Origin of the sequence: Roseomonas populi (genome assembly GCF_024594815.1) — a bacterium.
Taxonomy (GTDB): Bacteria; Pseudomonadota; Alphaproteobacteria; order Acetobacterales; family Acetobacteraceae; genus Roseomonas; species Roseomonas populi.
Map to the genome: position 1 here is coordinate 260,238 of NZ_JANJOU010000007.1, position 19,107 is coordinate 279,344.

Genomic DNA, 19,107 nt, shown 5'->3' on the forward strand with positions numbered 1-19,107 from the left:
CCATGCGGATCGCCCTGCTGATGAGCCACGCCGACCGGTCGATGGCCGGCGCGTTCCGGGACATGCACTTCATGCGCTTCCTGGCGGCGGGCGGGGCGGAGATCGCGGTGTTCCGCCTTCACCCCGGCGCCGAGGTGGAGCACGAAGCCTTCCTGGACGGCGCGGTGCCCGTCACCTTCACCCCTTCGGATAACCCGAAGGAGATCCCGCACCGCCAGGTCTCGGCGGCGTTGGTGGAGGCGGTGCGGGGCTTCGCGCCGGACGCCGTGCTCTTCAAGGGACTGAGCTACCGGATCAACGCGGCGCTGCATGAGGCACTCTTGGCCTCCGGCCCGGCGCCTCTCACGGGATTCGTCGTTGGCGGCAGCGTGACGGATCCGCTGCTGGACCGCGCCGACTTCGTGTTCGGCGAGTACACCGAGCAGCTCAAGCGGCACTTCCCGCGCTTCGCGGAAGCCGGGCGCGCCTTCATCATGCCGAAATACGTGGACCTGGACGCGACGCGCCCGGACCCCGCGCCGGAGCCGCCGCTGCACGACATCGTCAATGTCGGCGGGCTGCACGAGAAGCGGAAGAACCAGGAGGACGTGGTTCCCTTCACGGATTCCTGGCGCGTCGCCCTCGTCGGCCCTGGCTCACCCCGGCCGGAGGTGAAGGCGGCGGTGGCCGATCCGAAGAAGCTGACGCTCACCGGGCGCCTGCCGCAGCCCGAGGTGATGGCGCTGCTGAAGCGTTGCCGGATCATGGTGCACACCTCCCGGATGGATGGGCTGCCGCGATCGGTGGTGGAGGCAATGGCCTGCGGCCTGCCGGTGATCGTCTATTCCTCCACGGTGAACGGCGGGTTCATCCAGGGGCAGCACGGATTCATGGTGGGGCGGGACGGGCTGCGCCCGGCGGTTGAACTGCTGCTGCGCGAGGAAGGGCTGCGCCGCATGATGGGCCGCCGCGCCCGCCGCCACGTGGAGCACAATCACGGCCTGCCCGCGCTGGAGCGCGCCGCGCACGGCTTCCTCGACTTCCTGGCCACGGCACCGGAGCCCCTGGCCATGCCCGTGGCGGGATAGTGGCTTCCGCCGGCTATCCCCGCCGCATCGTCTTCACCGGCGACGTGCTGCGCCCCGGAGAAGCCGCCTTCCGCCCGGGCCAGACGGAGAACATTCTCTGGTTCCATCGGCTGGTGCGGGCCCAGGCCGCCGCAGCCGCCCGCTGCGAGGTCTCCGCCGTGACCTGGGGCAAGGGGATCGACACGCCCGCCCTCTACGGCCTGTGGGGTGCGGAGAAGAGCTGGCGGGGCTGGGCGCAGATCTTCGATGCCGGCTTCGCGCCCGAGGGCGTGCTGGCGGCGATGGAGCGCGCCTTCGGCGATTCGGTCGTGATCGGCTTCGAGCTGGCCGAATCCATGAAGCGGATCTTCAGCCTGCTCGGCATTCCTTTCATCGACTTCAGCGTGCACCCCCTGCGCTTCCTGGACGACGTGTTCTTCGCCGTGCAGACGAACGACGCCGCCGTGTTCGAGGCGATGCTGCCGGATCACACGGAGGACGGCGCCTTCTACGGCGCCGCCGGCCTCCTCGCCGCCTCGGCCCTGAAGGCGCGGCCGGAGCTGCGGCTGCGCGGCGAAACGCTGCTCGTCGGGCAGACGAGGGTGGACCGTTCCCTGGTCCGCGGCGGCCGGCTGGTGGACCTCTCGGACTTCGCGCCGGCGCTGCACGCCGCGGTGGGCGAGGGACGGGCGACCTTCAAGCCGCACCCTTACGCCAACACGGATTTCGGCGCCCTTGCGGCCGGCCTCTCCTTCCGCGCCCTGCACCTGACGCAGGAGAACATCTACGCGCTGATGGCGGCGGAAGGGCTGCGCCGGGTGGTGGGCGTCAGCTCCTCCGCGCTGCTGGAGGCCCGCTACTTCGGGCTGGAAGCCGTGATCCTCCATGAATCGCCGTTCGACATTCCGGATTCGCGCAGGGAGGCGGCACCTGGCCAGCACCTGAGCGTGGTGGATGCCTGGGGCGAGACGGATTTCTGGCGCCGGATCCTCGCGCCGCTCATGCCCGTGACGCGCCTGGACGGGCAGGGCTTCCGCCGGCCGCCCAACGCGCTCCGCACCTCGCTGCGGAACTTCTGGGGCTTCAACGAGCTGACGACGGACTTCCAGGTCCAGCTGGCGCGTGGCGCCGCCTGATCAGGCGCCGAGCGCGAGCCGCGTGGCGACGAGGCGGCGGAACCCGACCCCCAGGCGGCGCGTGTCCCGACCGCGCGGATCCGCATAGACCGGCCCGAGCAGCACGAGGCCGAGATTCGCGCCCGCGGCCTCGAACCCGCCCCACTGGGCCGTGAGGAGGGCGCGGTTCTCGTGCGCCTCCGCCAGGATGAGGTCCAGCGGCTCGCCATTGGCGAGGATGGCGACGGAATCCGCCTCGAAGGGCGTGGCGAACGGCAGTTCCAGGTCGATCTCAAGGGACACCGTGCCCGGGCCGAGTGCGGGCAGCACGATCGAGGCGGCCGCCGCGCCCCCGCTCCACCGCCGGCTCTCCCGCCCACGTCCCTCCGGACCGTACCAGCCATAGCCGGTGAACTCGGGATCGGCGGCGTTCAGCTCGTGGCGCGCGGGCGGCGGCGGCGGGGCCGCGCGCCGGTCCTCGGGGATGTGGCGCAGCGGGTCGATCTGCAGCCAGTCGCCGCGCTCCCGCCGAGATTCCGTGGCGGCCTGCAGGGCCGTGGCGGCCTCCGCCCCCACCTCGCCGACGGCGTCGATCAGCCGCTCCATCACCGCGCGGAAGGGTGCCGGAAGCTCATCCAGCTCCGCCGCCATCCGTCCGCGGAGCGCCTCCGCCCGGGCACGGGCGGCGGCGGCGGAAACGGCGGCATCGGCTTCCCGCAGGGCGAGCAGGTCGAGGCCGTCGGTGGGAAGGTCCGGTCGCATGGGATCTCCGGGGGTTCAGGCAGCGTGCGGGGCGGCATCCGGCCGCACGCTGCCGGCGAGTGCCGCGAGAGTACGGCAGGCGGCGCGGGCCGCGGTGGGGCCGAACCTCGCGCGGCCGTAGTGGAAGGCGCCCTCGCCCAGGCGCCGCCGCAGCAGCGGGTCCCGGATCAGGGCCCGCAGATGGGCCACGTACTCCGCGCGGGATCGGGCGACCAGCCATGCCCGGCCCTCGCCGCCGTGGAGGCCGAAGGCGCCTTCCTCGGTCAGCACGGAGGGGATACCGCGGCAAAGGTACTCCACGGTCTTGATCTTCAGTCCGCCGCCGTAGAACACGGGATTGATGCCGATATCGGCGGCGTCGAGAAAGTCCGCCGTCTCCTCGACCTCGCCGTGCAGCACGAGGCCGGGGATGCGGGAGCCGGCGAAGGAATCGCAGACCCGCCCCGCCACGTGCAGCTCCGCCCCGAGATCGGCAACCGCCGGCCAGGCCTGGTCCAGGAACCAGCGCAGCCCGTCCCGGTTCATCGGGCTGTCCCCGCCGAGGAAGACGATCCGCCGGACCCGCCGCGTCGCGTCCGGGCAGGGTAGGTCGGGCAGGGCGTGGGGCAGCAGCAGGGACCGGCCGGGCAGGGCGCCGTGCAGCAGCGCGTGCTCCGATTCCTGAATGGCCAGCACCTGCTCGAAGCCGTCCAAGATGCCCAGTTCCTCCAGCAGGCCGATCCGCAGGAAGTGCTCCCGGCCGAAATGCTCGAAGTTCCGCACCCGCAAGGCCATCACGTCGTGCGTGTCCAGCACGCGCAACGGCGCGGCCGGGCGGGCGTGGCGCAGGTAGGAAAGGCGGATGTACTCCAGAATCACCGCCGCGTGGCGCCGTTCCTCCAGCACCTCCTCCAGCGCGGCGAAGTGCGGGGCGTCAAAATGGCCGCGCTCGAAGGGCGTCAGCCGGGCGTGGCGCGGCACCGGCTCGCCCTGCCGGCCCTCCGGATCGCCGGGGGAGGAGATCAGGCGGCCGCGCTGGCCGAGCACCGCCGCGGCCCGCGCCTCGTCCTCCGGCTCCGTCGGCCCGAGGAAGAGCGTGTCCACGTCCATCTCGGCGCGCAGCAGGCGCAGCATGGCGGCGATGCGCGCCTGGTTGCCCAGGCTCTCCCGCCAGAACGGGATGTCCGTCACGAGCAGGGCGCGGGGGCGGTCGATCAGCGTCTCCAGCGCTTGGCGGGACCGGAAGGGGGCGAGCTGCCGCCGCACCTCCCGCGCGTAGCGAGCGGCCAGATCGGCGCTCTCCACCGCCACGTCGCGCCGGAAGCGCGGCTCGCGCGCCCAGCGGCGGGCGTACTCCGCCGTGGCCGCGGCGTCCGGCGCGGCGTGGAAGGCGGCCCGCGCCCCGAGGCCGCGGAAGGCCTCGGCCGTGCCGATCACGGGGCGGCCATGGGCCAGGGCCTCCACCGTCTTGATCTTCAACCCCGTGCCGCCCTCGTGCGGGTTCACCACGAGGTCCACGGCCCGGTAGAAATCCTCCGGCCGGCCGACGCCGCCCATCGGCACCACCCCCGGCCGGGCCGGGCCGGCGAAGCGGGAGGCACCGCCGGCGACGTGCAGCGCAGCCCCCGCCTCACGCAGGGCGGTCAGGTCCAGCGCCCCCATGAAGCGGGTCAGGGCGTGGCCGTTCAGCGGGTTGCCGCTGCCGAAGTAGCCGATCCGCATCTCCTCATGCGCGCCCGAATCCAGCGGCTCGGCCTCCGGCAAGAAGCCGAGGGTGACGACGGGGGAGCGCGTCATCGCCTCGAAGACCGCCCGCTCGTCGTCCTGGATGGCGAGGACGAGGTCGGCCCTGTCCAGGCCGCGGGCCTCCTCTTCCCGGGTCGTATGAAAGAAGCCGACGGGAAGGCCGAGCGCCCGGAGGCGGAGATGGCGGTCCGCGAAGACGTCGTGCGTGTCCAGCACCCGCAGCGTGCCGGGCGGGAACAGTTCCAGCGCCCGGCTGAGGAACACGTACTCCACCAGCACGAGGTCGTAGCGCGCCGCATCGGCCAGGGCGGCAACGGCCGCCTCCACGTCCGGCGGGAACCAGTCGTCCAGGGCGAAGGTCTCCCCCAGGCCCGGGCTCTCGGCGGAGCGGTCGTACGGAATGAGGTGGAGGGCGTCCCAAGCCTCTTCCATCGCGGCAAGGGCGCCGGAATCCACCGCCTCGCGCCCGATGAAGGCGAACTCCACCCGGTGCCCGAATCCCTGCAGCGCCCGGAGCAGGGCGTGGATGCGCTGCCGGTTGCCGGCGTCCTGCGGATGGGTCGGTGTGGGAGAGATGACGAGGCAGCGCATCCCAGGGGGCGTCGCGGGAGGGATCGGGCGGGTCTCCGGACCGGGCAGGGGCCCCAGGATAGGGGGGGCGAGGGGGCCGCGGAAGCGGGTGCCGTTCCATGCTTGCACCGCAGCATCGCCTCGCGCCATCTTGGCCGCGTACCCAGGGGGTCTTGGCCGCGCATGTACTTTGAGTTCGGACGGACCCTGCAGGCAGGGCTCGACTGCGCGGGCGACGTCAGCCCGGATCAGGGCGCAGTCTTCGGCTGGGTGCGCCACCCTGCCGGAGAGCTGCCGGAACTGCGCGTGGAGGGCAGCCCGGGCGAGCCCGTGGAGATCCTGCTGCGGGACCTGCACCCCCGCCGCGACGTCGATGTCGTCGAGGGCATGGCCGTGACGGGCTTCAGCCTCATTCACGACATCCCCCGCCAGATGACCGGCCGCATCCTCGTGATCGGCACCTCCGGCGGCCCCACCGGCCGGCAGGAGGTGGCGGTCGACCTCCTCGCCTACGACCTGCCGGTGGACGTACAGGCCGTGACGCTGAACCGCGAGTGGGGCGCCACCTACCAGCTCCTGCGCGCCTCCGCCCTGGATCCGGTGCGTATCGGGACGCTGCGGGCGGAGGAGGGGCCCGCCGGCATCTTTGGCGACTGGCTGGACCGGCTGCCGCGGCTCGCCGGGTCGGCGGACTGGTTCATGGATTTCCGCAATGCCCGCGCCCGGCTGCTGCCGGACGGGGAGTTGGTGGTCTCCGGCGGGCTGAACATGCCGGACGCGCCGCCGGGCCGGATCGAGGCGATGGGCTGCGCCATGGTGCGGGCCCCCGGCGGGGCCGCTTCCGTGGTGCCGCTGGCGGCCGAGACATCGGCGCCGCTGGAGGGCGGCTTCGTCCTCAGCGGGATCGTCGCCGCGCCGCCCGGCTGCACGGTGGAGGCGCTGGTGCAGCTGCGGCGGGGCGATTCCGCCTGGTGGTTCCGGGCCGAGGCGACGCCAGCCGGGCTGCCCGACTTCCTGGCCGCGCTCACGCTGCCCGGTATTGAGATCTCCGCAGCTGATTCGGGCGCGCTGCAGAGCTGGTTGCGCGGCGTGCTGGCGGAGCGCTCGCGCGCCCTGCACGGCTACCTCTCTGCCATGGCGCTCTCGGGCGCCCCGGCCGGGCCCGGCGGCACGGCACTGCTCTTCGACATGAACGACGAGTACGCGGCCCGGGTGCTGGCGCTGCTCGCGCCCCAGATGGAGGCGCGCTTCGCCCGCATCGTGCTCAGCGGCGCCGCCGCCGGGAGGGCCGCCGCCGCCCTGATGCGCCGTGGCCGTGCTGAGGTGGCGGTGGAGAGCGATGCGGAGAGCGCGCTGACCCTGGCCGCGCAGGGCGGGGGCAGCGTGGCCCCGATCGACACGGCCGCCCTGGTGGACGCCGCGATCGAGGGCAACGCGGCGCGGCTGACCGCGAACTCGCTGCCGGCCGGCAGCTTGCCCTATATAGCCGGACTGCACGCGGTGGCGGGCACGGGGACGATGGAGACGACGATGCGCCGCGTGGTGGCCATGATGGCGGGTGTGGATGCCTCCGCGCTTCCGGTGCCGGCGCAGCGGCCGGACCCGATCGGCGGGCTGATCGCCGAGCACCTTCGTGGATTGTGGGAAATGGTGCCCATGGCGGGAGCGCCACGATGAGCGGCCAGATGCGTCCGGGCGGGGCAGGGCGCCCACCTTCCGTTTGCGTGATCTCCCACGCCCATCCCGACTTTTCCAAGGGCGGGGGGGAGACGGCGGCCTACCGCCAGTACCAGACCCTCGCGGGCGAGGGCTGGCGGGCCAGCTTCGTCTCGGCGATCGAGTTGCCGAACGGCCAGTCCCCCGCCGACCGGGGCGAGTCCTTCGCCCGCTACGGCGAGAGCGAGTATCTCTACGCCGTGGGAGGCATGGAGGACGACCGGCTGTGGTGGCGCAGCGCGGAGGAGCGGCGCGCCCTGGTGCGGCTGCTGGCCGGGCTGAAGGCCGATGTGTACCACTTCCACCACTACTGGCGCGTTGGGCTGGACTTGGTGGCGGAGCTGGCCGAGGCGCGCCCGGACGCGCGCATGGTGGTGACCCTGCACGAGATGCTGGCCATCTGCAGCCACCACGGGCAGATGATCCGCACCCGGTCCCGCGAGCTGTGCCGCAAGGAGACGGCGCAGCGCTGCCTGACCTGCTTCCCCGACCAGACGCTGGAGCGCCTGCGGCTGCGCAAGGCGCTCATGCTCTCCGGGCTGCGGCACTTCCACCACTTCATTTACCCCAGCCACTTCATCGCGGAGCGCTACCGCGCCTGGGGCCTCTCGCCCGACCGGGCGACGGTGCTGGAGAACTACCTCGGCGACGACCTGCTGGCGCTGCCCCGGCGCCGGCCGGACAGCGCCCGCCTCTCCGCCCGTTTCGCCTTCTTCGGGCAGCCCACCGAGTTCAAGGGGCTGGACGTCCTCATCCCCGCCTTCGCGGCGGCGGTGCAGGAGGATCCGTCGCTCGGCCTCAGCGTCTATGGCGCGACGGAGGCGGAGACGCTGCGCTTCTTTCCGCAGCTGGAGAAGGCGATCGAGGAGGCGGGGGACCGCCTCACCTTCGCCGGGCGCTACGACGCGGCCGACGTGGTGGGGCTGATGTCCTCCGTGGGCTGGGTCATCATGCCCTCCATCTGGTGGGAGAACTCCCCGGTGGTGATCCAGGAGGCGAAGCGGGCGGGCACGCCGCTGATCGTCTCCGGAATCGGTGGCATGGCGGAGAAGGTGCAGGAGGGTGTGGACGGGCTGCACTTCCGTGCCGGCTCCGCCCCCGACCTCGCCCGCGCCCTGCTGCAGGCCTCGGAGCCCCAGACGCATGAGCGGCTGGCCGGAAGCGTGCGCGACGTGATCGGGCGGGACGAGTTCGTGGGCGCGCTCCGCGCCATCTATGCCGGTGAAGAGAGGCTCGATGCGCGGGCGGCCTGAGGAGGTGGGGAACGGGACCGTGCTACGCCGGAGGGGCCCCGCGCGGCTCCTGGCGCGCCTGCGGATCCCGGCGAACGCGCTGGCCGCCGTGCTGGGAGCGGGGCTCGGCCTGATGGGGGCTTCGGCACCGGCCCTGTCCCAGGTGGAACTGGCCTGCCCGGGCCTTCCCGTCCGCAACCCGATGCCCCGGGAAGCGAAGCCGGAGAACATCGTCGAGCCTTACTGGCGGGCCCGCACGGCGGAGCTGACGCGCGTGGCCGGGCGCGGCATGGGCTGGGCGCAGACGATCTTCCTGGGCGACTCCATCACCCAGTTCTGGGATCCGCCGGTCTGGGAGGCCAATTTCGGCTCCCGCGGGGCGGCGAATTTCGGCGTTGGCGGGGATTTCACCCAGGGGGTGCTCTGGCGCCTGCAGGAGGGCGGGCAGTGGCCCGCCACGCTCCGGCCCAAGGTCGCCGTGCTGCTCATCGGCACCAACAACTCGACCTACGCGAACCCGCCTGAGGACACGGCGCTGGGGATCGCGGAGATCATCCGCGTGATCCGCCGCCGCTCCCCCACCACGCGCATCCTTCTTCTCGGCGTGCTCCCCCGCGGTGCGGATCCCTTCGATCCGGCGCGCGTGCTGAACCAGCGGGTCAACTCGCTGATCGCCCCCTGCGCCGACAACCGGTCCGTCTTCTTCGCCGATCTCGGCAGCGTGCTGATCGACTCCATGGGGCGGCCCCTGCCAGGTGTCTTCACCGACGGGCTGCACCTGACGCCGGACGGCTACGCCAGGCTGACCACCGTGCTCGAGCCGCGGGTGACGGCCCTTCTTGGGCGCTGATCGCGCGGCTGATGAGCGCTGGGCGCGCAACGGTCCCGCCGTACCATTGCTGATGCGGCGGGCCGCGAATAACGTCCCGCCGATCGTGGCCGGCGGGGAAGGAAGCAGGATGACCTCCGTGACGCTTTCCCGGGCCGTCCGCTCCCGGGGATGCCGCAACGGGCGCAGCCCTTTACTCTCTCCGAGGTTCCACCCTGTGGGACCTTACATCTCCAGTCCGGGCAGCAATGATTCATGACCACCCCTGAGCCCCAGCCAACCTCCGGGACGGCGCGCCGGTCACTTCTTCTCGGGGCCGCCGCGGCCACGCTCGCCGCACCGGCCGTGCGCGCCCAGGCCCCGGGCCTCGTCGTCGCCGGCACGAATGGCTGGCTGTTCACGGTCTGGGACAAGGCGAATGACTGGCCGCTGGAGAACATGCGGCTGGCCAACCCGCTCATCAGCCAGGCCATCGGGATCATGCGCGGCGCGGGGATCCAGATGTCGATCCTGCTGATCCCGTCCAAGACCGTGCTCTACAAGCAGTTCCTGCCCCCGAACGTGCGGTTCCAGGCGGACCTGGATCGCCGCTACGGGATCGCGATGGAGGAGTTCCGTCGCGCCGGCGCCATCGTGCCGGACATCCAGGCCACTTTCCGCGCGCGGCAATCCGCCGTCCAGCTCTGGTTCAAGACCGACTCGCACTGGACCCCGATGGCGGCCGAGATCGCGGCGGTGGAGATGGCGAAGGCCGTGGGGCCGACCCTGCCGCCGAGCAGCCGGCCGGGAACACAGGTGACCACCCTGATCAACCGCCAGCTCCCGCGCGGCGACCTCGTGCGGCTGCTGCCGCAGGGCCAGCGGGACGCCTACGGGATGGAGCCGTACCAGGTGCGGGAGATCGCATCCTCCGGCTCACAGAATGACCTGATCGCGGACGACACGGCCGATGTGGCGCTGATCGGCAACAGCTACGTCGAGCCGAGATACCTGTTCCAGCCCATCCTCTCCAACCAGCTGATGCGGCCCGTGTCGCTCTTCTGGAAGCCGAACAACGTCGGCCCCTGGGCAACGATCCTTCAGTACCTTTCGAGCGATCTCTTCAAGCAGCAGAGGCCCAAGGTGATCATCTGGACCCATCTCGAACTTGACCTCATCGCCGGGCCGAGCAGTGGCGGCTGGTCGCAGAACGCCATGCCGCCGGAGCGCTTCATCAGCGAGCTTCGCCGCGGGGTGGGCGCGTGATGGCCGCCCGCTCCCTTCGCCGCAACCTCGGGGCCGCCACCGCCGCCCTCGCGCTGCTCACCGCCTCGGCCGGACCCGGCCACGCGCAAGGGCAGGCCGCGGTCTATGATCCCCAGCCGCCGCCGGACTCCGCCTATGTCCGCTTCGTCAACGCGCTCGGCGAGGACCTGCAGCTGCGCCCGGCCTTCCTGCCCGCCCAGCGCCTTGGCACCAAGCCCGAGGAGCGCGTCACCTCCTTCGGCGTCGCCCAGCGCGTCACCGGCGGGCGGGAGATGGTGGTGGAGGCGAGTGCGGGCAGCCGTACCGGCCGTGCCGCGCTGAAGTTCGAGCCCGGCTCCTTCAACACCATCATCGTCCAGGCGCAGGGTAACTCCCTGGTCATGAAGCCTGTGGTTGACCAAGCGGACTTCAACCGCGCCCGCTCCCGCCTGAGCTTCTACAACGCCACGCCGGACTGCGCCTCTGCTTCCGCCGTGCTGGCACCGAACGGCCCGGCGGTGCTGGAGCAGGTGGCACCCGGCACCGCGAAGGCGCGCAGCGTGAACCCCGTGACGGCCGACATCCGGGCCGATTGCGCTCCCGGGCAGTCCGCACCGACCTTCAAGCTCTCGGGGCTGGAGGCTGGCGGCATGTACAGCATCTGGCTGATGCGTCCGGATGGCCGGAACCTGATCTCCTTCATCAGCCGCGACACCACGGCGCGCTGGCGGGGCTGACCGCCAGCCCGGGCGAGAGGGCGTACCCCGAAAATCGAAAGGCGCGGCCTGAAGGCCGCGCCATTTTCGTTGCGGCCTTCTGGCCGGCGGGCCGCCTCAGCGCGCGCTGGCGCGGAGCTGGGCGCCGCGTAGCCGGGCGGCTTCCTCCAGAGCCTCTCTCGCGCGGACGGGATCGCGCCGTGCGCGGGCGATCTGGGCCTCGAGAAGCGCCATCTGCAGCCCATCCGCGCGCCGGGCACGGCCGTCGGCGAGGATTTGCTCGGCGCGGGCGATGGAGTTGTTGAGAACCGCCGCCTCGCCCGCCACGGAGCGCGCGGCCACGTTGTCTGGATCGCGGCTCAGGATGCCCTCAGCGACACGTTGCGCCTCATCGGCACGGCCGGTCCGGGCCATGATGCGGGCGGCGGCGAGCTGGACCTCGGGGTTGTCCGGCATCTCGTTGAGCGCGCGGGAGACGCGGTCCATGGCGCCGCGCTGGTCCCCGCGGGCGGTCAGCCGCTCCGCCGCCGTGGCGGCGGCGCTGGCACGGATGGTTGCAACCTGCTGGCGCTGCTCCCGGGTCAGCCGCCCGTCGGTGGCCAGATCGCCCACCAGGGACTCGGCATCTGCCGTCCGTCCCGCCTCGACGAGAGCGAAGCCCACGGCCACGCGCCCGGCCGGCGTTCCCGCGGGCGAGGCCAGAACCGCGCGAGACGCGGCCTCGAGGTTTCCGGTCTGCCGAAGGCGCGCGAAGGCCCGGACGACGCCGGCTTGGGTCTGGCCGGAAGGATCGGGCTGGGCCGCCAGACCGAGCAGGCGCCGGGCCGCATCGGATTGCGGGTTGCCGCGCGCCTGCCTCTCTAGGTCGCGCAGCTGCAGCGTGCGGCGGGTCTGGTCCAGCAGGCGGTCGCCGTCGGCCGGGCGGGCGCGGTCTGGAATGGCCTCCAGCCGGTCCGCTGCCTCGGCGATCCGGCCATCGGCATTGGCGAGCAGGGCCGATGCGAAAAGGGCGTCGGCGGCGCCGCGGCGGCCGGCGAGCTGTGCCTCCAGCCGCCGTGCCTCCTCGGTCTGGCCATTCGCCTTAAGGGCATTGGCGAGGTCGAAGGCAACCCAGGCGCTGTTCGGGTCCGAGGCAAGGGCACCGCGCAGGATCGCTATCTTCGCGGCCGGGTCGCGGGTGGCCGTAGCCTCCTGGCGCAGCGCGGTGGAGCGGGTGGCCAGGCCGCCCTCGGGCGGGCGATAGCCGCTATCGGCCAGGAAGCGGTCGGCCTCGGGCAGGCGGTTCTGCCGCGTCAGGGCCTCGTAGAGCCCGGCCTGGGCCGCCGGCTGGTTGCGGCGCGTGGCGAGGACCCGGCGGAAGCGGCTCTCCGCCTCCGCGAAGTTGTTGCGGCGGAGCGCGACCATGCCGAGGACGATCTCGCCCTGCAGCTTCTCGTCGCGGTTGCCGCGCAGGGCGAGCTGAGCGCTGGCGGCCGCGCGGTCGAGCTGGCCGCGGTTCAGGCTCTGCCAGGCAAGGAAGGAGTTGCTCGTGTAGTTGCCGCCGCCGCGGCCGCCGCCGCGCCCGCCCTGGCCACCGCGGTTCGTTCCGGCGGTGGCGGGCGCCGCGCTGCCGCTCAGGTCGCCGACGCTGTTGCGGAACTCCTCCTCGCGGAAGGGGGTGATCTCCACGCCCTTGGCGAAGAACTCCCGCGCCTCGGCGAAGCGGCCCTGCAGCTTGCGGACGATGGCCATGCCGATGTGGGATTCGGCATCCTGCGGGTCCTCCGCGATCGAGGAGCTGAAGTAGCGCTCGGCGTCCGCCACCCTCTCCTCGGTGATCGCCGTCCAGCCGGCCAGGCGGCTGGTGACGGAGGGCGGGATGACCGTCGCCTTCGCCTCGTTGTACTTGGCCTGGATCTCGGCGTCCGCGTTGCCATTCGTGGCCTTGAGGTAGGTCGCGATCTCCTCGGCTGCGTCGGGGTCGCTGGGGAGCCAGAGCAGGGCCTGCCGCCAGGCCTGCCGCGCGGCCTCGCCCACCGTCGGCTCCCCGGCCAGGGCACGGAGCCTGCGGAGCCCCTCGAAGCGATAGGCCTCGCTGTAGGTGAGCATCTGGGCATAGGCCAGTTGCAGCGGGCGGTTCTCCGGCGCGCGGGCCAGCACGTTCTCGAGCCCCGCGCGCGCCTCCTCAAAGTTCTCGGGGGAGGCACCGGCCATCGTCTGGTAGTACTCGGCCGCGAAGATCGTCGGCACCTCGCCATTGGGGAAGAGCTGGCGATAGCGCTGCATCGCCGCCTCGCGCTGGCCGCCCTGGGCGAGGTTGCGGGCCTCGTTCAGCAGCGCCTGGTCGACGGAGGCGGCGCGGAGCGCCAACTCGGCCTGGGCCCGCTGGGCGCTATCCGGCGCGATCTGCCGGAGGCGCGCGGTATAGACCTCCGCCGTCGCACGGTCGCCGCTCTGCGCCGCCACCTCGGCCGCCGCGAGGAGCACGTCCGGGCTGTTCGGATCCACGGTCAGGAGCCGATCGAGGGCCTGCTGCGCCAGTTCGGGCCGCCCCTGCGCGCTCCAGAAATTCGCCTGGTCGATCAGCACGGCAATGCCGCGCGGCACCGAGCGCCCCGCTTCTGCCGCCGGGGTCGTCGTGGCCGTGGGCAAGGGCGCGGGGGTGGCCGCGGGCGGCCGGGAAGGGGACGGTGCCGGCGCCTGCGCCAGGGCCGATGCGCTGCCGAGCGCGGCGAGGAGGAGAACGGTCCCGCCGGGCAGGAGCCGCCGCCCGCCGGGCCGGTCGGCCGCCGAAGCGGCCAGGGCCGAAAGGGGATGGCGAGTGGACATCAGGCAGGAATTCCCCGGACCAGGCGGCAGCAGGATTGTCTCATAATTTATCCCGCGCGTGCAGGATAGAAAGCGTTTCGTCGGCGTGCGCGTTGCACCACGGGAGCGTGCCTCACCAGCCGCCCGCCAGGTCGCGCTCGCCCTGGCCCAGGGGCTGGCCGACGACCCGCTCCGGGATCTCCCAGATGATGAGGCGCGGCGGCGTCTCGCGGAAGGTCTGGCCGCTGAAGTAGTCCTTCGCGCTGCCCGCGAAGCCGCCGCCGGCCTTGGCGGCGTTCACCACCGTGCTGCGGAGGAGTTCCTGCAGCGCGCCGTGAAAATTCGCATTCACGGAATAGGAGGAACCGATCAGCGCGACCTCCGGCGCCGGGGTCTCGTCCAGCAGCCCTCCACCGCCGGATCCCGACTCGGTGGGCTCGGTCCGTTCGACGCGCTGGCGGTCCGGCGCGGGGCGGAGCGCGTTGGGCACCCGGTCCAGGCTCATCAGCCGCAGCAGGTCGCCCGGCCCGTCCGTCTCCTCCGGCGCTGCGGTGGTGCGGAAGGTGTTGGCGCGGGAGAGAGGGAGGGGACGCAGGGCCGCAGCGATGGCGGCGGCGGCGGAGCGGGCGCCCTCCTGGCTCCAGTGCGTGTCGGTGCGCCAGTAGGCGCCGCCCTGCGTCTCGCGCGCGACGAGGGGCCGCAGCAGGAGGATGGGCTGGACCCCCTGGCCGCGCAGGGCCTCAGCGAAGGCGTCGTAGCGGGCGACGGCCTGGGCGGAATGCGGAGCCCCGCAAAGCTTGCCCTCCTTCACCCGCGCCTTGTCCGGCACCAGCGCGACGGTGAGGAGGATGCCGCGCTGGGAGAGTGCGTCGCGCACGCGCCGGACGATCGCCGCGCGCTCGGCCATCGCGGCCTCCGCGCCGGGCCAGGGGCGCAGCTCCTCGGTCAGGAAGAGGGTGTCGTCGCAGCCCACCCGGACCTGCGGCCCGCCGGAGCCGAACAGGTCGTAGCGGAAGACCCCGCCGCTGGCCCGCAGCAGCGGGTCCGCCGGCAGCTCATGCGCCATGACGTGGTTCACGGCGCCGGTCAGCTTGCCGGAGAGGAAGGATTCGGCGTTCAGCGTCGGCCGCAGCCGCTCCTGCCCTCGCTCGCTCGCGATGGCGGCGACCCCCTGCCAGGCGCCGATCGCCAGCAGGAGGATGGCGGCGGCGCCCTGGAACACCGCGGCGGCGTGGGCGCCTTTCCAGGAGGTCTCGCTCATCGGCGTCCTCTCAGAATTGGAAGTACAGGAAGGGCACGGCCGCGCGGCTGTAGAGCAGCACGATGCCCAGGATGAAGCCCGCCAGCGGCCCGACCACCCAGAGGGCGCGCCAGAAGGCGCCCATGGCTTCCGGCGGGCGCTGGAAGGGCAGGCGCGGGCCGAGCAGCGGCAGGTACACGACGATGATCGCGATCAGGATCGTCCACCACTGGTCGGGCGTGACCTGCCAGGCCAGGGCGTCGCTCAGCGGCGCGCCGTTCAGCCCGATCATGCCGCCATACATCGTCATGGCGTTGTGGATGTCGTGGGCGCGGAACACCACCCAGCCGATGATCGCCGCCAGCATCGTCAGCGCGTTGCCGAGGATGAAGGGCATGGGCCTGAACCCCGCCTGTTGGAACAGGCGGTGGATCGCCAGCAGCGCGCCGTGCCAGGCGCCCCAGACGATGAAGGTCCAGTTGGCGCCGTGCCAGAGGCCGCCGATTACCATGGTCAGGAACAGGTTGAGGTAGGTGCGGAAGGCGCCTTTCCGGTTCCCGCCGAGCGAGATGTAGAGGTAGTCGCGCAGGAAGCGCGACAGCGTCATGTGCCAGCGCTGCCAGAAGGCCTGGATGCTGCCGGACAGGTAGGGGTGGTTGAAGTTCTCGGGGAAGTGGAACCCGATCATTAGCGCCAGCCCGATCGCCATGGCGGAGTAGCCCGCGAAGTCGAAGTAGAGCTGCAGCGTATAAGCGATGGCGCCCGTCCAGGCATCGATCAGCGTCGGGTTCGGCAGGGCGAAGGCGGCGTCCGCCACCAGCGCCACCGTGTCCGCCAGCACCACCTTCATGGTGAAGCCCGTCATGAAGCGCCGCGCGCCGAGGCCGAACTGCGCCAGCGTGTGCGGGCGGTAGACCAGCTCGTCCTTGATCTCGGCGTAGCGGACGATGGGGCCGGCGATGAGCTGGCTGAAGATCGCCTTGTAGGTGGCGTAGTCCAGCAGCTTCTTCGTGATCGGCACCGTGCCGCGCCAGATGTCCACGAGGTAGGACACGGATTGCAGCACGTAGAAGGAGAGGCCGATCGGCAGGATGATCTCGACCCAGGGGATGGGCTGGTAGCCCAGCGCGCCCCGGAAATCGTTGATGATCCCCACGCCGAAATTCGCGTACTTGAAATAGGCCAGCACGCCGAGATTGCCGACGAGGCCGATGATGAACAGCGTGGTGCCGCGGCGGGTCTTCGGCCCCGCCCGATCCATGGCCTTCACCGTATAGAAGGTGAAGATCGTGCAGAACATCAGCAGCAGCAGGAAGTCTACCCGCCACCAGGCGTAAAAGGCCCAGGACAGGATGAGGATCGGCCAGTTCCGGAACCGGAATGGAGTGAGGAAGTAGACCGCGAAGAAGAGCGGCAGGAAAAGGCAGAGGAACTCGAAGGAAGCAAAGATCATGGGGTGCCGCGCGCCCCGACCCGCCCGGTGTTGGGCCGCCTCATCGGGCCCCTCAGCTCCGCCATGCCATCCCCCATCCGCCCGGCTGTTCAGGCCTCTCGTCACCGGGCCCGCGCAGAAATTTCGCGGGGGTGGGCCGTTTCCGGGCGGGCGGGAATCGGCCGGTCCGGGTGTAAGGGAATATCTAAAGGAGCCGCAACCGTGTCGCTATTTTAGACATGCCCGGCCGCGTCTTGCCGGCCACGGCGTCACCCCGCCGCAACACCCTTTCGCGGCATCCCAGCACAACGAAGCAGGCCGAGGAGCGCTCGATTTGGCTGGGGCTTGGCTGTAGTGGCATCCTCTCCGTCCCCTTTCTCGACGGAGCCGCGTCTCTCATGCCCACCGCCGAGGCCCCGGAGCCGCGCGCCGCGCCTATGACGGCCCGGCGAGGCCCCGCGCAGCCCCCTACTCACCGTGCCGGCTCTAGCAGCGCGGGCTCGATCACCGGCGCGGGCTTTTTTCGCGGCCAGGCGAGGACGGGGCAGGGGGCATGAGCGCGCGGCGCCCGGTGATCCTGGACTGCGACCCCGGCACGGATGATGCCGTCGCCCTCTGGCTCGCCCTCGCCTCGCCGGAAATCGACCTTCGCCTGGTCACGGTGGCCGGCGGCAATGCCGGGCTGGACCGGACGGTGCAGAACGCCTGCGCCGTCATCGGCCTCGCCGGCGCGGTGGTGCCCGTGGTCCCGGGGGCGGACCGGCCGCTTCTCGGCGGCTTCAGGGGCGATGGCGCGGTGCACGGGGCGGATGGGCTGGCCGGGATCGGCCTGCCGCCCGGGCCGCCGCCGGTCCGGGCGGTGGCAGCGGACGCCATCCGCACCATGCTGCGGGAGGCGCGGCCGGGATCCGTCACCCTGCTCGGCATCGCGCCGGCGACAAACCTCGCCCTGGCGCTCGCCACCGAGCCGGCGCTGGCGGACCGGGTGCAGGAGGTGGTGCTGATGGCCGGCGCCTGGGGAGAGGGGAACTGGACCCCCTCCGCCGAGTTCAACGCGGCCAGCGACCCCGAGGCCCTGGCCGTCCTCCTCGGCGCCGGCATCGCCGTGACGCTGGTGACACTGGAACTGACCGCCCAGGCCCTGGTCACGCCCGGGCGGATCGCCTCCCTCCGCGCCCTGGGCGGCGGTGCCTGCCTGCGAACGGCGTGCGACATCATGGCGGCCGTCCCGCCCTCCCGTCGCCTGGGCGGGGAGGGGCATCCGCTGCACGACCCCTGCGCCGTGGCCTGGCTGGCGATGCCGGAGCTGTTCCACGCGGTGCCCGCGGCAGTGGCGGTGGATCTCGGCCCCGGCCCGGCGCGGGGCAGGACGCATATCGACCGCTGGGGCCGCAGCGGGGCCGCGCCGAATGTCACCCTGGTTGAGGCGCTGGACGCGGACGGCTTCTTCGCCCTTCTGGGCGGGAGGCTGGCGCGCCTGCCCTGAAGCCTGCCGCGGAACCGGGCGGCGAGCTTCGGGGCGCTATCCGGCCGCCTGTTCCAGCGCCCCGCGGACCCAGTCTTTCACCGCAGGGCCGAGTCCGGACATGTGCAGCGCGTCCTGGACCTCCGAGACGAGGAGCGGGCCTTCCAGCGCGGCCCTGCGGAGCGCCATGTTCAGGTGCGAGAGCAGGTAGCCGGCGGAAACGCTCGTCTCCACCAGCATCCCTCCGGTGAGGGTGAAGTGGCTCTCGCTCAGCTCCCAGATCGCGGCTTCCAGGGTTTCGGCCCCGCCCTCCGGCAGCTCGTGGAGCACCAGGCACAGCGTCATGGGTTCCTCTCCGATCCCTCTCCCGGCTTCCCGCCCGGGAGGAGGCAGGTCTAGAACCCGCCCGGTGGCCGCCGCAGCATCCCAGCGCGGCGTGCCCGGATCAAGCATAACGAAACGGCAGTAAAGCGGAATGACAGAGATCATCGCCCATCGCGGCGGCGCAATCCTTTGGCCGGAGAACAGTCTTCTCGCCTTCCGGAGGGCGATCGCCGCTGGCGTGGACGCGGTGGAGTGCGACGTCCACCTCTCGTCGGACGGCGTGCCGATGGTAATGCACGACCCGACTCTGGAGCGGACCAGCAACGGCGAGGGCCCGATCGCCGGGCGCACGGCGGCGGAGCTGGCCGGGCTGAAGCTCGTCTCGGCCGATGGCGAGCCGCCGCCCCGCCTGTCGGACCTGCTCTCCCTCCTCGCGGAAGGCTCGGCGGGGCTGCAGGTGGAGATCAAGGTAGGCCTTTCCGGGAAGCCGGACCTGGCCCTGCTGGAGCGGACGCTGATCGAGCTCGACCGCTTCGGCCTCCGCCCCCGGACAGAGGTGATCACCTTTGAGGCCGAGGTCGCGGCCGCCGCCGTGGCGGCGGGCGGCCTGAAGGACGTCGCCTGGCTCTTCGCGCCGCCCATGCTGCGGTACCTCGGCGTGGACGGCGTGTCGGCCGTGGCGCGCCGGGTCGGGGCGGGGCTGGTCGAGACGCATGAGTCGGCGATGGACCCCGCCCTGCTCGGGCTTCTGCGCGGGGCGGGCCTCCGTGTCGGGGTCTGGGGCGCCAACCGGGCTCCCGCCATTGGGCGCGCGCTGGAACTCGGCGTGGACGCCTTCGCGACGGACGATCCCCTCCTCGCCATGTCGATGCGGGAAGGGATGCAGCGCGGCTGACGGGATGCGCCGGGCGGCGATCCCCTCTA

The 19,107-nt window shown here is 72.1% G+C and carries 15 protein-coding genes; 9 read left to right on the plus strand and 6 right to left on the minus strand.

Annotated features, from left to right (window positions below; translation table 11 throughout):
- Window positions 1-2 precede the first annotated feature (2 nt).
- Window positions 3-1,067: a glycosyltransferase gene (locus tag NRP21_RS10410; RefSeq protein ID WP_257716129.1), complete on the plus strand. Its 1,065-nt coding sequence runs from the start codon at window positions 3-5 to the stop codon at window positions 1,065-1,067.
- Window positions 1,067-2,182 carry a hypothetical protein gene (locus NRP21_RS10415; protein WP_257716130.1) on the plus strand — a complete coding sequence of 372 codons (1,116 nt, stop codon included), beginning with the start codon at window positions 1,067-1,069 and terminating at the stop codon, window positions 2,180-2,182. The genes NRP21_RS10410 and NRP21_RS10415 overlap by 1 nt, the downstream gene beginning before the upstream one ends.
- On the opposite strand, the gene NRP21_RS10420 is transcribed toward NRP21_RS10415, so the two are convergent.
- Together NRP21_RS10420 and NRP21_RS10425 are read right to left on the minus strand one after the other, a co-directional pair.
- Window positions 2,183-2,923, minus strand: coding sequence for a hypothetical protein (locus NRP21_RS10420; RefSeq protein WP_257716131.1), 741 nt, complete (start codon window positions 2,921-2,923; stop codon window positions 2,183-2,185). It lies immediately after the preceding gene.
- 15 nt (window positions 2,924-2,938) lie between these two features.
- Entirely contained in the window at window positions 2,939-5,239 is a 2,301-nt protein-coding gene (locus NRP21_RS10425) for a glycosyltransferase family 4 protein (RefSeq protein WP_257716132.1), read from the minus strand.
- Between the two features lie 162 nt (window positions 5,240-5,401).
- Between NRP21_RS10425 and NRP21_RS10430 the strand changes: the two genes are divergently transcribed.
- From NRP21_RS10430 to NRP21_RS10450, 5 genes are all read left to right on the plus strand, one after another.
- A complete protein-coding gene (locus NRP21_RS10430; RefSeq protein WP_257716133.1) occupies window positions 5,402-6,895 on the plus strand; it encodes a hypothetical protein in 1,494 nt (497 codons plus the stop codon).
- Window positions 6,892-8,187, plus strand: a complete 1,296-nt coding sequence (locus NRP21_RS10435) for a glycosyltransferase (protein ID WP_257716134.1) — start codon at window positions 6,892-6,894, stop codon at window positions 8,185-8,187. The genes NRP21_RS10430 and NRP21_RS10435 overlap by 4 nt, the downstream gene beginning before the upstream one ends.
- A 19-nt stretch (window positions 8,188-8,206) precedes the next feature.
- Window positions 8,207-9,016: a GDSL-type esterase/lipase family protein gene (locus NRP21_RS10440; RefSeq protein WP_257716135.1), complete on the plus strand. Its 810-nt coding sequence runs from the start codon at window positions 8,207-8,209 to the stop codon at window positions 9,014-9,016.
- 234 nt (window positions 9,017-9,250) lie between these two features.
- Window positions 9,251-10,240, plus strand: a complete 990-nt coding sequence (locus NRP21_RS10445) for an alginate O-acetyltransferase AlgX-related protein (RefSeq protein WP_257716136.1) — start codon at window positions 9,251-9,253, stop codon at window positions 10,238-10,240.
- Window positions 10,240-10,956, plus strand: a complete 717-nt coding sequence (locus NRP21_RS10450; protein WP_257716137.1) for an alginate O-acetyltransferase AlgF — start codon at window positions 10,240-10,242, stop codon at window positions 10,954-10,956. Before NRP21_RS10445 ends, NRP21_RS10450 begins: the two co-directional genes overlap by 1 nt.
- A gap of 96 nt (window positions 10,957-11,052) precedes the next feature.
- Here NRP21_RS10450 and NRP21_RS10455 read toward each other — a convergent pair whose 3' ends face one another.
- The 3 genes from NRP21_RS10455 to NRP21_RS10465 form a co-directional block, all read right to left on the minus strand.
- The gene (locus NRP21_RS10455) at window positions 11,053-13,743 is read right to left on the minus strand and encodes a tetratricopeptide repeat protein (RefSeq protein ID WP_257716138.1); all 2,691 of its coding nucleotides are present in this window, start codon (window positions 13,741-13,743) and stop codon (window positions 11,053-11,055) included.
- Window positions 13,744-13,855: 112 nt separating this feature from the next.
- Window positions 13,856-14,983, minus strand: a complete 1,128-nt coding sequence (locus NRP21_RS10460; RefSeq protein WP_257716139.1) for an alginate O-acetyltransferase AlgX-related protein — start codon at window positions 14,981-14,983, stop codon at window positions 13,856-13,858.
- Between the two features lie 10 nt (window positions 14,984-14,993).
- Window positions 14,994-16,415 carry an MBOAT family O-acyltransferase gene (locus tag NRP21_RS10465; protein ID WP_257716140.1) on the minus strand — a complete coding sequence of 474 codons (1,422 nt, stop codon included), beginning with the start codon at window positions 16,413-16,415 and terminating at the stop codon, window positions 14,994-14,996.
- Window positions 16,416-16,947: 532 nt separating this feature from the next.
- Here NRP21_RS10465 and NRP21_RS10470 point away from each other — a divergent pair.
- Window positions 16,948-17,880 carry a nucleoside hydrolase gene (locus NRP21_RS10470; RefSeq protein WP_257716141.1) on the plus strand — a complete coding sequence of 311 codons (933 nt, stop codon included), beginning with the start codon at window positions 16,948-16,950 and terminating at the stop codon, window positions 17,878-17,880.
- Window positions 17,881-17,916: 36 nt separating this feature from the next.
- Here NRP21_RS10470 and NRP21_RS10475 read toward each other — a convergent pair whose 3' ends face one another.
- Complete coding sequence (locus NRP21_RS10475; protein ID WP_257716142.1) at window positions 17,917-18,204, minus strand: hypothetical protein; 288 nt, start codon at window positions 18,202-18,204, stop codon at window positions 17,917-17,919.
- A gap of 130 nt (window positions 18,205-18,334) precedes the next feature.
- Between NRP21_RS10475 and NRP21_RS10480 the strand changes: the two genes are divergently transcribed.
- Window positions 18,335-19,078 (plus strand): glycerophosphodiester phosphodiesterase, encoded by a 744-nt coding sequence (locus NRP21_RS10480; RefSeq protein WP_257716143.1) that lies wholly within the window; start codon window positions 18,335-18,337, stop codon window positions 19,076-19,078.
- The last annotated feature ends 29 nt before the right edge of the window (window positions 19,079-19,107 follow it).

Bases quoted from the DNA above. Each gene is read 5' to 3' on its own strand.
- NRP21_RS10410 (WP_257716129.1), top strand. From the start codon at position 3: ATGCGGATCGCCCTGCTGATGAGCCACGCCGACCGGTCGATGGCCGGC.
- NRP21_RS10420 (WP_257716131.1), bottom strand. From the start codon at position 2,923: ATGCGACCGGACCTTCCCACCGACGGCCTCGACCTGCTCGCCCTGCGG.
- NRP21_RS10425 (WP_257716132.1), bottom strand. From the start codon at position 5,239: ATGCGCTGCCTCGTCATCTCTCCCACACCGACCCATCCGCAGGACGCC.
- NRP21_RS10430 (WP_257716133.1), top strand. From the start codon at position 5,402: ATGTACTTTGAGTTCGGACGGACCCTGCAGGCAGGGCTCGACTGCGCG.
- NRP21_RS10435 (WP_257716134.1), top strand. From the start codon at position 6,892: ATGAGCGGCCAGATGCGTCCGGGCGGGGCAGGGCGCCCACCTTCCGTT.
- NRP21_RS10445 (WP_257716136.1), top strand. From the start codon at position 9,251: ATGACCACCCCTGAGCCCCAGCCAACCTCCGGGACGGCGCGCCGGTCA.
- NRP21_RS10450 (WP_257716137.1), top strand. From the start codon at position 10,240: ATGGCCGCCCGCTCCCTTCGCCGCAACCTCGGGGCCGCCACCGCCGCC.
- NRP21_RS10455 (WP_257716138.1), bottom strand. From the start codon at position 13,743: ATGTCCACTCGCCATCCCCTTTCGGCCCTGGCCGCTTCGGCGGCCGAC.
- NRP21_RS10460 (WP_257716139.1), bottom strand. From the start codon at position 14,983: ATGAGCGAGACCTCCTGGAAAGGCGCCCACGCCGCCGCGGTGTTCCAG.
- NRP21_RS10465 (WP_257716140.1), bottom strand. From the start codon at position 16,415: ATGATCTTTGCTTCCTTCGAGTTCCTCTGCCTTTTCCTGCCGCTCTTC.
- NRP21_RS10470 (WP_257716141.1), top strand. From the start codon at position 16,948: ATGAGCGCGCGGCGCCCGGTGATCCTGGACTGCGACCCCGGCACGGAT.
- NRP21_RS10475 (WP_257716142.1), bottom strand. From the start codon at position 18,204: ATGACGCTGTGCCTGGTGCTCCACGAGCTGCCGGAGGGCGGGGCCGAA.
- NRP21_RS10480 (WP_257716143.1), top strand. From the start codon at position 18,335: ATGACAGAGATCATCGCCCATCGCGGCGGCGCAATCCTTTGGCCGGAG.